This window comes from Leucobacter fengyongliangi (assembly GCF_052386045.1).
In genome coordinates this window covers 2,436,061-2,450,046 of record NZ_CM126356.1, presented here as the reverse complement: position 1 = coordinate 2,450,046, position 13,986 = coordinate 2,436,061, and the positions used below count along the sequence as shown (strand labels likewise).

General features: G+C 57.0%; 4 protein-coding genes. All 4 read right to left on the bottom strand.

Features of this window, described 5'->3' with window-relative positions; all coding sequences use genetic code 11:
* From pglZ to ACTNFK_RS11550, 4 genes are read right to left on the bottom strand one after another with little or no spacing between them, the layout of a single operon-like run.
* Complete coding sequence (gene pglZ / locus ACTNFK_RS11565; RefSeq protein ID WP_435936535.1) at positions 1-2,688, bottom strand: BREX-2 system phosphatase PglZ; 2,688 nt, start codon at positions 2,686-2,688, stop codon at positions 1-3.
* A complete protein-coding gene (locus tag ACTNFK_RS11560) occupies positions 2,685-6,317 on the bottom strand; it encodes a DUF6079 family protein (protein WP_435936534.1) in 3,633 nt (1,210 codons plus the stop codon). The genes pglZ and ACTNFK_RS11560 overlap by 4 nt, the downstream gene beginning before the upstream one ends.
* The gene (gene pglX, locus ACTNFK_RS11555; RefSeq protein WP_435936533.1) at positions 6,314-9,895 is read right to left on the bottom strand and encodes a BREX-2 system adenine-specific DNA-methyltransferase PglX; all 3,582 of its coding nucleotides are present in this window, start codon (positions 9,893-9,895) and stop codon (positions 6,314-6,316) included. The genes ACTNFK_RS11560 and pglX overlap by 4 nt, the downstream gene beginning before the upstream one ends.
* Positions 9,892-13,920 (bottom strand): protein kinase domain-containing protein, encoded by a 4,029-nt coding sequence (locus tag ACTNFK_RS11550; RefSeq protein WP_435936532.1) that lies wholly within the window; start codon positions 13,918-13,920, stop codon positions 9,892-9,894. Before ACTNFK_RS11550 ends, pglX begins: the two co-directional genes overlap by 4 nt.
* Positions 13,921-13,986 lie beyond the last annotated feature (66 nt).

Below are 13,986 nucleotides of genomic sequence, written 5' to 3'. Positions count from 1 at the left end.
CTAGCTTCCCAACTCGAATTGCTCGAGCAATAGTTTTTCATCGAGAACTACGGTGACACGATCAAGATCCATGCGAACGACCTCATACCCATCGACGTTTAGCGCACGACGTAGCGCCGCAAGCGTTCCACGGAAAGAATATGCCGCCACGCCTAGGCGCGCTGCCAAAGTGTCTTGATGTGCACGACCACCGCCAGCAATCAGCGCGTTGACAATCTCGGTTGCATCGGCGTCGTCGATGGGGTGACGGCCACCAGCCTCGCGACGATCCTGATAGCCAGAGACCTGGACGAGCTGCTCACCTAATGAGAGTTTTTCGCTGACGCCGGAAGCATCATGCGACAGGGTTGTTTCATCAACTGCGTCAAATAGTGCGATGACGTCTGGAGACTCCTGCTTCGACTTCTTCGCCTTTCTCGTCCGTGATGCGATACTCGCCGGGGTTGCTGCTACACCTAGGTCAGCATCTCGCAAACGTTCATTCCACCAGATCGGCTCCTGCGGTGGCGCCTCGATCCAGCCCAATGGCGAGGAGAGACTTCTTGGATGCAGCACGGCAACAGGGATCGCCAGCTCTGACAGAGAGGCGCCACCGTGGTACCCGGCTTTCTTCGAGGCATACCGAATGCCGTCAGAGACCGCGAGCACCGCATTCCCTCCGGGGGCAAGCACCCGTGGGCCGCTCGCCATCACCTCGTTCTGCGAGACAGGGCCACTCTGGGGTGTGCGCCAGCGTGCCGGGGAACCGGGAATGTTTTGCAGCTCCCCACCTCGCTCAACGACGTGCCCGTGATCTGAGGTCAGAATCACTGTTCGGCCAGATTTTGCTGCTTCTCCGAGTAGGGCCCGCAAATGGGCAACCGAGCCGACATTCCACCGCAGCGCATCGACATCAGCGTTTGCCAATGCATCATCGATTGTGTTCAGCACTGCCGCCACGATCTTCTGTTTCGAATTACCGATTGTATGGGTTACAGCAGGCGGCAACGCGTGCCCTGCATCGGAGCGCAGATCGTCCTTATGAAAGACAACACCATTGCAAGCAGCTGCGAACCGCGACTTCTCAGTCTGCTGGTTGCCTGCAAGTGGCTCACCAGCGAACAGCGAGGAACGAGAAAAATCAGTCACTGTGGGCAGCATTGCTACTGCAGTGTCGCGCAGTTTCGTGGCTGAACGCACGATCTCGTTCCACCCTGAGAGCGTAAGTTCTGAAACCAGCTCGGCAGCGGTCGAAACGCTCATCCCATCGAGCACCAGCACGAGCACATTGTTCAGCGTCGAGAGCGGGACAACTTCTTGGGAGAGTAGGCGTTCGATCGGGATGACGCCCTCTTCGAGAATCGCGTCGCCGGTAAGCATCGAGGCTGCATGAAGGTCTTCAACGCGACGTTTCATCTGAATCGCGTGTGCCAAGTCACGATACGCACCGGCGAGTGCAACGTCCGTATCGCCTGACCAGAGATCACCCAGAGCCCATTCAGCCCATGCTCCGTCAGAAGCGAAGGACGAGACTGCCTTACCAAATGAACGGGGAGAGTCAGCTGTCGTTGCAAGCCACCTGGCAGCACGAACTGCCATCTCGGCGGTTCCTAGAGAATCAGCAATCGAAGCACTTGCCTCGTGCGACTTCAGCGCAGTGAAGGCTTCGTCGACCGCAATCGAAGACTTGATCGTTGACTCAGCCGCAGCAATCGATACCTGATGAGCAAAGCCTGAAACACGCGCACGCAATCCTGACAGTAGGAACGAGGATGCAGCGGCACCATCTGCCCAATCAAGATCTGCACAAATTGCCTCAGCTTGATCAAGTACGTTCTTTGCGTCAGCAGGGTTGAGTTCCAGCCAGCGGGTAATGATGGTTCGTGCAGCATCCCCGTACCTGGATGCAGCTGCCGCGCTTGGCCCGGTACCCACATATCGTTCGACACGCACGCGAGCTGCCGCAGTCGCACTGGAGGAGTCTTCCTGCCAGAGTTCTGCCAAGACGAGCCCCACTGCGAGAGGTGAGACGGTGCCCGGCGCTGCGGACGCTCGCAGCGCCAATCCGAAGTGTGGGTCAATTTCTTCGCTCGCCGCACGCACGAGGCCATCAAGCGACTTGCGGTCTAGGTCGCGTAGCCGCGCTCGAACACCGGCGTCGTCAAATGGTGTCAGAGCGGTTGAAAAAGCGTCGAGATCGTCGGTGCGGTCGAGTCCGAGTAGTGCAGTGAGAAGCGCACGCGCAATGTGCCGCACGGCCAGCACTCCGCCGGGCGCTGGCAAGTACCCGCGCTCGGGTTTCCAGGCTATGAGCAACCCTGGCACCCATTCCCCAAGTGCTCGAACATGCATTGACACCTGGTGATCGCGCACACCAAAGTAACCTGGCACTGCATCCCAGTCGTCGAGAGAGGCGACTCTGTGTTTTTCGGCGTCGAGCCACACTGCTGAGCCAAGCTCATCCCGGCTCAGCTGAGTAAGCACCACCACAAACTCATTTTTGGGGGTCGCGCGAATTGCATCGAGGGCTGCAAGCCCAGAGATTCCTTCAGCGATATGTACTTTGGTGCCTGCGACATCGAGCACAGGTCGCCCGGTCCATACAGGTTGCGCGCGCACCAGCTTGACTCTCGATTTACGGCGAGGATCGCCAAGCCACTCAGAGACATGGTCGCGCAGGGCGCGTTCTCCCACTACCGGTAAGTTCATGAATCATCTACCTGCCAGGTGATTGTCACTCGATCTGTGTCACGCGCGTGAGTTTCCGAGCGAATCGCTTTCTTCAGATTTGCGAGGGCCGCATCAAGCTCTGCGACCGTCGTGTGCGTGACGTGTCCAGTGACAGTGGTCGGTGATGGTGACGGCGGCGTAGATGGCTCTGGTTGCGGCTCATGGTGAGATGGGGTGACAAGTGCGGCCTGCATGAGCAGCGAGCGAGCCGAGTCTGCAACCGCGCGCAGCTGCGGATCGAGCGGTGCGATCGACTCGTCCAAACGAGCTGTTTCTCGCAGCGAGGTGAGAGTTGCGTCAAACTTGGGGTCGTTCCGCTCTGCTGCCGCCTTGATCACGCCCCAGTCCAGGCTCGTCAACAACCGTACCGAGTGTTCGGAGGAAGCATGCGTACTACCGAACGAGGCCAGCTCGTTGGGTAGGTCGAAGCTGGCAAACGTTTCGATGAGCCCCGTGTCTGATGCGGTTTGGGTCAATGAGGCGAGGAGCTCGCTGAGACGTCGTGTAGTTGCGAGTCGACCGACGGAAGCAGTCTTGTCGAGGCCGAAGAGATCAGCGTGAGTTTCCAACTGTGCCAGCAGCTCCGAGGATTTGCTACTCGCCGCTTGACTACGGATTGCCGTCGCGAAACGCGACACTGATCGTGGGGTGAGATGAGATTCAGGCGTAACTCCGAGGATGCTACCTGCACGCACCTTTGCAAGCGTCCAGTCTTCTTCACTTGGCAAGTTCGCTTTACGTGCCACCGCGCCATCTCTGAACCCACCCACGGTGAGCGAACCTGCGCTACCAAAATCGTAGTTTCCGAGCAAAGCCCAGGTAATCAATACCAGGTCTTCCATGTATGCGGTCATGCCCCAGTGACGCAGTTTCACACGAAGCTTTTCGATGTTCATCGAATCGCCGAGATCGCCTTCCCAACGAGCGAAATCAGAACTCCAACCGAAGTGTGCAGGGTCGATTACCAGCACGTTCTCATTGACTGTTCCGAGACGCAGCGGTGCAATGATTTCTCTTGCCGTGCGCTGTTCGGCGTGACTAAGACCCTGTTTGCGTCCGCCACCCTCGATTGTGCTCGTAATAAGTTCAGCCGCTTCGTTCAGCCTACGCAGCGTCACTTCGTCAGTACCGAGATCTGGGTGGTCGGCAAACTCCACAGCCCATGCAGTGTCTAAAGCGTGGTGCAGGCCATCCAGCAAAGATCCGGTGGGTGGTGGTGCTATAGATACACCAGGCAGGAGCACCTGGAAGATCTCGCTGCCGCCAAGCTCATGGCCAACGTTGATGTCATCGGGAGCGTTGACGTGGTAAGCCTGCCGAATGGACGTGATGATCACATCACGTAGCGTGCGCCTTTGTGCCTCCAGGTTTTGGCGTGCAGGCCCACGGTCTGAAACTGGAAGGTGAATCGCATTCTCATCGAAATGATTCCCGTTGAGCAGAAACTCCAGCTGCACGAGCTTGCCGAGATCGTTTTTACGTGCATCAGAAAGAAAGTTCGGCACCCACGCGAGAGTCCGAGCTTCGCGTTTATCCTCTCGCAACAAGTCCAGCCGAGCCAGGTCATCGGCTGGCCGACGGTCGTTACCGTCGTATGGGAAGTCGATGATCACGTGCCAGTCATCATCGCTGTGGATGAGGTCGCTTTCAAGTACATCGCTTGTGTCGCGTACGTTGCCAAACTTGACTGTGACGTTGCGCTTCTGGCCCCGCCAGACGTGTGAAAGCACACGGCCGACCAAACTCTCTGAACCGAGATTCAGCTCGCTAGCAATCATCTTTCGCACGAGTTCGCGTCGTGCTTGAGGGTTGTCCTCTGTGATCACCCGTTGCAGGATCGAGTCGTAGTCGACACCACTCAGTGTCGCCGCGATGATCGGGTCAGCCCCGTCTCCGACGCTGATTTCACCGAACTCACTTGCCCATTCGCGCACGTATGAGAGCGCCTGCGGTGCTTCTTGACCAGGGATGAATGCGTCGATGGTGCCGTAGTTGAGCGCAGCCAGCTTTGGTGCTGTGAGGTTTGAGAGCGAGCGTGCTTCGGGTGCGAGCGCGGCAATCAGAACTGTCTTCGCGAGACGATCCTCGGTAACAAATGCATGGCTTCGTGGGAGTTCTGCTGCTTCGGTCTCGGAGAGTGAATGCTTGCGCAGCAAATACGGCCGCATCTTCTTCCGATAGAAATCCGCCGAGATACGAAAGTGCTGCTGCATCTCATCTGTGAGCGGTTGCGAGCCGCCAAGTACCACGGGGTCGTACAAATCACCAACCGGGATGACATCAGAAACGCGCAGCGATTCTCTTCCATCTCGAAGCAGTTCTGCCATGAGTTTGAGTGCGGTTCGCTCGCGCTGCATAAGGCTTGAAAGAGCGACCATCGTGTCCACAAGTGCGGGAGAAAACGGGTAGACGTCACCAAACGCGTGCTCATCGGAGTTGGCATCGTCCGAGAGCAAATACCCCCAGGCAGCGTAGTCACGCTTTACTTCGGTGAGCGCGGATTGCAAGGTTGAAGCCGCTGCCGCGTTCTTTGGTTGAAGCAGACGCTGCTTCACGATCTTCGGGAGGTCAGCGGCTTGCAATTTGATTTTGGTGAATCGTTCTTCCCAGAACTGGAAGAGTTGCCCTTGTGCCGCACGCTCGGCACCAGAAGAGTGGGTGCCGAGAAAGTCGCGCAGGTCACGTTGTCTGGCCAGAAACGAAACGATCGGAATGGGCAGGTTTGCTGCGGCATTCTCTGCGAGCTGCACCACCTTCTCGATCTCAGTACGCACCCAGTCTTCGTTTGAGAGGTGTTGGCCGAGCCACAGCACGATCTCGTCGATGAGGAAAACTAGCCCCTGATATCCGAGTGATTTTGCGTGTGTCGTGAGGGCGAGCAGCCCGTCCTCCATCGAGAGCCACTGACCTGCACGAGCATAACTGGAGAAATATCCTTCGATGAGGTCGCCGACGAGCCGGTCGCGATCAGCGTTACCTGGTGCTTGCGCGGCTGCCGCCTCAAAACTAATTGAGTCCCATGAGGTTGAGAGCGCACCCCACGCAGAATCTCCGCCGCCAAGTCCCTTGAAGAACGAGTCATCACCCATCTGTGTGCGCATCTTCCGCGCATCGAGCAGCAGCGCGTCACTAGTGTGCAGAATCGGAGCACGTGAGTCTGGGTGCTTTTCTTTGATCGTCTTAAGATACCCCTTGAAGATCGCTTCTTCGAACGAGTTCGCACCAAGCAAGTTGTAGTCGAGCACCAGCAGGTTCTGTCCGAGCACGTCCTGACGCGCTGCAATCGTCGTCTCCAAACCGGAAATCTGGCGCGCCTGGAGGTTTCCGGTGAGCAGCAAGTGCAATACCGCCATGTAGTGGGACTTACCGGAACCGAACGAGCCGTCGAGAAACGCGCCTCGAGAAGATTGTCGTTTCAGGGAACCGTGCACGAGATCGAGGCCTTCACCTACAGCCTCGGCGATGGCGTCGGTAACGACGTAGTCTTTTATCGTCTGTGCGTGGCGTGCGACGCTCTCGTCGAGCTTGATAACGAAGTCGGCGGCCTCAACCCGTTCGGGGATTTCAATGAGGTCGCGCAGAGGCGAGTGTTGCGTATAGTTGGTCATGCGCGCTTCCTTCCACGCTTCGGCGTCGGCGGGAGCCAAGCGAGAACTTCGTCACGGCCGGTACCGAGTCGTGAAAGTAGTGAATTGGTTACTTGGCTGATAGCCGTAGACGGTTTAATTCCACGGGTGTCCATATCGTCGTACCACTGGTCAAGCCACGGTTGTAGCTCTATGAGCGCACCGACGAGGGGCAACACTTGGTCTGGTTCAGATTCAGCTACGACAGGAGCGATTTGTGAAGCAAAGCGTGCGATTGCCTGGCCACGCTCGCTTTGATCCCAACCTGCCCAACCGTACACAGCCGTCGAATCATCAGGATATGAACTGCCAGGAAACGAGATGAAGCGTTCCTTAGGAACATCGAGCTTGCCGCGAGCGTTCCAGTAAGTAGCCTTGAGAAAGTCAGTGGACTTAAATTCTGGTGGGATCGGAACGATGACATTCTCACGGCGATCTTCCGCTCGTTGAAGTTTCCACGTCTGTTCCCAAGCACGAAACTTTTCTAAACCGCTGAGCTTGTACCGCAGCGGCGCATAAGCTGGGGTCGCCTCGGTGTGCATCAACTTGCCTAGTTCGACCGACATATTGTAGTCGCGTGAGCCCGCGTAGATAGTCAAGAGTTCGCGCAGCTCCTCGTCGTGGCGTAGCTCATCGGTGATCTGCGCGACTGACCGTACCAAAGGTCGGCCAGCAGAATCTGCCCACAGCTCGGGCGCTTCGAGACGATCGTGGATCGCAGTGCGTACAGCGGAGGCGAGAAGTTCGTCCCAACTCGCACCAGCCCAGCGACGTTTGTGCTCAGGCTGTTCAAGTAGCCGAAGGTCGTGACTCTCAGCTGTAAATCGAATGCGACGCTCGATTAGCTCTCTATACCAACCCGGCCAGGTTGCCGGTGGATTAGAGATTGCCTTGCGCTTATGACGAGCAAACCATGATGTCTCTCCGGTGCCTGCCAAGATATCGCGGGCAAGCTGAATCTCGAATGCACGTTGATTTGGGGTTGTGCCCGGTACGTCGGGTGAATCGGCAACCAGAGTTGAATCCGCTAATCCATATGCGACATACATTCGCCAATCAAGCTCTTCTTGAAGAGTGACGAGCAGGTGGCCAAGTTGTTCCCATTCGAGACGTTTCGCTTGCAAATCATCAACGTGACCACCTACAAGCACCTCTGCTGGCGCTAACGATGATCGGCGTTTAGCAATTTCACAAATTTCGCGGACTATGCCCAGAGCCCGATCAGTTGGGAGTGGGAAACTGTGGAGCTTGGTCGAGTTGAGTTGATATCGCCACTCCCACGGCTCATCTCCCCCACCTTTTTCATAGCTCACTTGTCTAATCCAGAAGCTGGCGACCGAAGAGTTGAGCGGGCCTAGGAGATTGAGATGGTCATCTTCCGTAGCGTCGCTTCGAAGCTTAAGTACAGGCGCAGTCTGTTTGAATGCCGTTCTACCTGAATCAAGTATGAAATGGTTGTGAGTCGCTACTTCCGCGTACGCGATTGTAAAATTTGATGCTTCCCCATCACGCGGAAGCTGGTGCCACTCGTACCAGGGTCGACCAGCAGACGTGTAGGTACCTCCGCCAAAAGTCGCCCGATGCCCTAGCAATGTCCTGAGCGGCCACATGGTTCTCGCCTGGGTGGGATGGTTCTCGATAGGTTCAAGCTTGTGATTCCGGTCATACGGAAAAAATACTGGAACGGTTTTGGCAATTGACCAATCACGAATGCTGTCGCCTATCGCAAGAGGTCTGAAGGAGCGTTGCCCTTGTCGGCGTCTAACCTCATCTGCAGTCACAATGAACGCATCATCAGAGCCGTGAATACCAAAGAAGCCTGCCCGATATATTTCAGACTTTAGTAGGACTCGGTCGGCTCCTGAAATTTTGGTCAAGAGTGTTTCTGCTCCACCGCCTGAGAGCGACCAAGGGAACTTTGAGAAAGAGGTCCGGGGGAGGTCTGTAACAGTGACATACTCGCCGTCATGATCCGGACTATTAAGGTGTGTGATTATGTCTTGCCAAACTTTTCCTTTCGAAGGAATTGCTGGTTGGCCAGGTTCGCCCCGTTGACCCAAGACAGTCCTTACAACCCGGCTTGCTGGCTGCTGCGGTCGACCCAAGAGAATGACGGTAGGTGTGCCGTCGCTATTGTGCCCTGGGATCCAAGCTCTAGAAGAATCGATCACTTTCTCAAGGTCTACGTATTTGGGATGATGTTCCCCCAAATAATTACCGCTGAGGAATTCCTCGATGAGTCTTTGACCGAACTCACGTGTCATAAATGAATTAGACGTAATTTGCCCTACATATCCTGCTCCGCTGCCCGCAATTGGGGCTTTAGCGAGCCGAAAAAGTAGCTCCATGAAAGGAACCGAGAGAGTGTACTTCTTATGACACATGGGATACATTGCGCGATACCGCTGGTTTAGCGCCTTGTCATTTACCCTGATATACGGAGGGTTCGCCACGACGACGTGGTATTTTCCGTTTTCAAGGATGCCCGCGTATTCGGTGAGATCTTCGGTATCGTACGGCACATATTCGCCGTCACCGAGGTCGAGATGCACACTGCTCGCCGAGCCTCCGAGCAACGAGTCTCCGATAGCAAGATGAAACTTGAACGCTGGCGCGTTAACTAGTGAAGCAACTCCGGATGCTCGCAATGCCGCGACGGTAAGCCTGAACCTGGCGATTGCGATAGCGAAAGGGTTAAGGTCGACCCCATGGATGGAGTCGAGTGCGCGTTGCACCCGATCGCCGCGATCGGTGCCGGGCGCGGCCGTACCCCAGGCCTCAAGCAGTTGCTGAAAAGCGCCAAGCAGAAAGTGGCCTGAGCCGCACGCCGGGTCGATGATCTTCAGGCCGGTGAGCCCGAACTCTTTGATTGCAGGGGTCAGAGTTTGATCAAGAATGAACTCCTCGACGAAGTCGGGGGTTTGCAGCAAAGCGAACGTCTTCTTCGCATAGTCCGACAGATCTTGATAAAGGTCACCGAGAAACCGGGTGTCGAGATCAGGGTCAGCGAAGTCATGCACCAACTCACGTTCCGCATCCACCCGCCGAAAGAACGCAAGCAGACGATCGGCAGCGGAGGCAGAGATTGGGGCACGCCACACCGGCGAATATTCGGGGTCGACGAGCGTGCGGCCAGCAGGCAGGTCGGCGAGCGTGGTGAAGGCGTGTTGTAGCCAATCGCGCCCCGTCATTGTTGGAGCGGCCGTATAGAACGCGGACTCATTTTCCACCGCGCGTTCGAGTCCGTCACCAGGGGCCGCGATCCACGGCTGTGCGATGAGCTTGCCATCTCGCTTCGCGCCAGAGAGCAGCCTGTTATCTTCACAGAATCGGATAAATACCGCAGCGATGATCCATGCCACCGCCGCCTGCGAGACCTCGCCTCCGCGCCAGTCAATCCACGAAAGACCCGTGCGGTCGCGTTTCTTTGCCCGATCGTAATCTTCGCGGAGCTGTGAACCCCAGTCGGTCGACGGATCCTCTGCGCGCTCAGTGAGGTCGGCTTCCAGCGCGGAAAGCTCTCTTTTGAGATCGGAAAGTAGTGCCTTTGATTCGATCACTTTGCAGCAGCCTTTCCAACAAAACCGATACCGGTAGAAAACATGGGCAATTCGAGGGGAAGATTTGTCCAGCCGTCAGCCCCAACCGGCATTGGAACGCCATCGAGGTCAGGCGTGCGCCCAGATGGTGGGCGTGCGAGCAGGAACCATCGTGCAGCGACACGTGAGGTTGCTAGGTCGCACACTTGGGCGATGAGATCGGTCAGGCCAAGTCGGGCGAGCACGGCGGAATTCACTAGAAGCAGCGGGTCTTCCGACTCCATAAGCTCTCGCCAGAGTGGAACCACTGCCATTCTTGCGAGTTGCAGCAAGTTGCGACGATCCTGTGTGCCATCTGGTTCAGCATCAGCACGGAGCACGGTCTCCCAAGGCACGCGATTACTCTCTGCGGTGCGCTTCAATGCATCGAGAATCAGATCAGCGAGGTCGATAATTCGCACCCCGTAGCCCGTTGCGATGAGACCTGCCGACTCGTCCAGCGTGCGATGCCTCACTGAGCTTGCGAGCACTAGTGCTCCATGGTCTCGAATTGACGAAGCGAGCTTCGCCGCTAGCGCTGGGTCTGAGCCTGTTTCAGCGATGCTCGTCGTCGAAGCCGTATATGTAGACGAAGCATCGTTTGCTTCACGCAGGACGTACTTGCCAGAGTCGGCCAGCCATTCCAAGTGAGGTAACGCGGATCTGACTGCTTCATCGAGCTGCGGACGCGTAGGAATTTCGGCAGCTTCCGGGAACCGCGCTTTAACACGCTGCTCGATGGTGACTAACGCGAGTTCACGAGTTGCTGCACCGCGGAGCGCTGTCTCCACAGCACGCTCTGGAGTGAGATCCTTTCGGTACGCTTCGCCCATGGACGAGATACGTCCGGTCTGGGAAAGCCCGATCGCCAGCTGCGAGACTCGAATCCCTGGAAGCACAAGCCGCTCGCTATTCGAGCGAGCAAGTGCCTCGCGCAGAGCTGACCCAGAAACAATGTCTGATTGAGTAAGCAAAGTGTCGACGGTGTGCGACAAGCGAACGAGCGCTTCAAGCTGGGTCTCTGCTTCATCGAAGCTCAGACCTTCTTCATCGTCAGATGTGTACGCAACGACCGTTTCGCCCGTGTTCCGAATTTTCTGAGCGAGAAGCCGGGGAGATTTCGCGCGCATATCGAACCTGATGATCGCATCGATAACTGATTTCGCTGCGTCCTGCCGGGGCCCGTCATTGAGAGTAGAGCCATATTCGCGCAAGAGTTTCGCGGCAAGCTCGGTTGAAGAAGCTACGTTGCCAAGTTCTCGTAGCCATAACGAGATATCGCTGAGGGGCTGTTTTAAGGCGCCCTGTTTACGCAGTCGCTCTCGCCATTCGTCGTCGGTTTCGTTGAGCTTCTGGCTCGCGACACCAAAGATTCGTTCCACTGGTCGACGGCCAGGGATGAGTTCTGATTCAACTGTTGAAGTCGCACTAGAAAGTCGCTTTCGCCATTCCCTAATGCGAGAGCTGATCTCACGACGTACTTGCTCGCCAAGGCCACGAATCTGGTTGATGCGCACCGGTGGTACGCCCAGCAGCTCTGCGACGGTTGTGGCGTCGACCCGCGCGAGCGCAGAAAGTGCTCGCGCGCTGAGCCCGGCGTCAGTCAGTGGGGTCGAAAGGTCTGCCAGGCCTGCCTTCTCATCGTTCGCTGTAAAGTCAGCGTCTTCAGCGTCGGCTGTATTGAGTGCATCTGCCCAGGCTTGCCGCATTGCGCTGAGTGAAGGGTGACGCTTTGCTGCTGCGGGTTCGAAAGCTGTGCGAAAGAACTGCACAAGCGCGTCGGAGATGCTTGGCTCAAACTGTGCTGCGCTGACAACGGGAGGGTCAGTAGGCTTTGCGGGCTGATCGCCCGTTTCCCACCACACGGCATCTGCAGTGGCAAGCTCGAACAAGGTTGCCGCAATCGAGAACCGCTCGGCAGCACTGTCGTACTGTGGGCGTGCACGCGAACCTAAATATGGGTCGAGATAAGGCTTTGACCCCGATTTTACGTTTGCGACGGGCTCATCCGAGAGCGAGAAATCGAACAGCGTCAAGTGAGGTTTGCGCGTGCCCGGGTCTGGCTTGACGGCAAGGTTCGAAGGCTTGATATCGCGGTGGAACACGCCCTGCTCTTCAAGATGCGCAATGGCGGAAAAAAGGTCGTCACCGTATCGTTCAAGCTGCTCGATCGTTGCTCGACCTTCGAGCCGAATGCGATCTGCAAGTGTTTCATTTCCGGCATCAGTCATGACGATTGCCCGGCGGTTCCCGACGCTCAGCGGCCCCTCGACTCGTTTCACGATTCGAGGGTGGTTGAGCCGATCGAGCACTGCTGCTTCATTATCAAGGCGCGATGCAGCCGAGTCATCCTTCGCAAGCTTGAGGATCAGGCCTTCACGCTCAAGGGAGTAGTCGTTCACCTCAAGCGCTACGCCGGTGGAGCCGGATCCTCTGCGCTTAATGATCTCAAAGCGGTCATCGACGATGTCACCGGGTGCTGATTCAAGCGGATCCACATCGACGTGAATCGGTTCAGGGCCGCGCTCTGCGCTGCGAGCCATGGATAGATCGTCAAGAAGCACACCAATGTCGATGGTGCGATGCAACTCGGCAAACGCAGTCGCGTTGACGATGACATCGGCGTAAGCGTCAGAGATTTCAGGTAGCACTGCTCGCGGGTCGAGACCCTTTGCGTCGGAGTTCAGCAGAGCTTCGAGCGCGGCAAAGTTCACCGCCGGTGACTTGTTTGTGAGTACCAGGAATGCCAATGCGCCCACACCGTACACGTCAAGCGGCTGCGGCGAGGTCGAGGTAATACTCTTGAGTGTTTCAGGTGCGAGATAAAACAGGGCGTCCTGATCAACGGAGGCAACCACGTCGGTCACGCCACGTGAGATCAAAGTGGCGGTAGTCGTTCCCTCGTCAGGTCGCTTGCCAAGGTCCCAGTCCCTGATACGCACCTCTCGCGTGCCATCTTTGCCTGAATGGATGCGCACACTCCTCGGAGAGAGCGCACGGTGTGTGAGCCGTTGACCGTGAGCAAACCGCACAAGCTCCGCGAGATCTTGAACAATTGCCTCACGATCGGCAAAGGTGAGAGTGTCTCCGTGCTGGGTCAAGTAGTCCGCGAGACTTGACTCATTCGGGTCGAAGTCGAAGACGAGCGCTGAGCCTTCTTCGGTGCTGAGCATGTCGGCTGGGCCGATGATGCCTGGGTGCCTGATCCCGTCGGTCAGTCGGAATTCGCGGGCTGCACGTCGATCAACCTCGGACCGCGACTCTTTTGAAGCACCCTTCGGGTACGCGAACAGTCGGATGCGGCGCTTCGTCTTCGCCTGTGGGTGAGTTACTAGGAAGTCTTGCCAGCCGTTGCCCTCGTCAAGCGATTCGCTGGAGTCGAGTGCATACTGCCCGATCGTGCGCTGCTTTGCGCGCGGCATCAATCCTGCTGCCTTCATGAGGCGGTCGATCTCGTTCGCTCGAACGGCGTCGATCGGATCTCGGTGTGAAGTGAGCGAAACAAGGCTGGAGAAATTCTGGTCGTCTCCAAGGCCGTTCACACGGAAACCATCTAGAGCCCACACCTGTTCAGCGCCGTACTCGTCGAGTTGCACCTTGGAGTCTTGGCCGTGCAACACGATTGCTTCACCGACGAACGGAACAATACGTGGGTTTAGTCGGGCTTTGCTTGCAACGTCCTTCAACACCGACGCAAGCCGTTTGGCCTTATCGTTTGCGAGCAGTCTGGGATTTCTTTCGGTCCGACCCGCATGCGTCCAGTTCCGCTGGTCGCCGCGGATCTCACCATGCCAACCTTTAAGCTCGACGACGTACATGCCGCCACTCGTAATGAGCAACACGTCTACTTCGTTGAGTCGGCCACTCGTGTCAGTGAAGGTAACGTTGGCCCAAGCTCGCGCAATCCCGTCCTCAGGCAGTAGAACACACACTCGTTCGAGGGCGGCGGCCTCCTGAGCCTGGGCGGGATCCCCCATTACGCGCCAGAGCGGTGAACTGCGCTTCAAACTGCTCCTTGGTCGTGATGGATCTGCTGCGCCAACGGAGGCGCTAAGACGTTCCTAATGATTCTC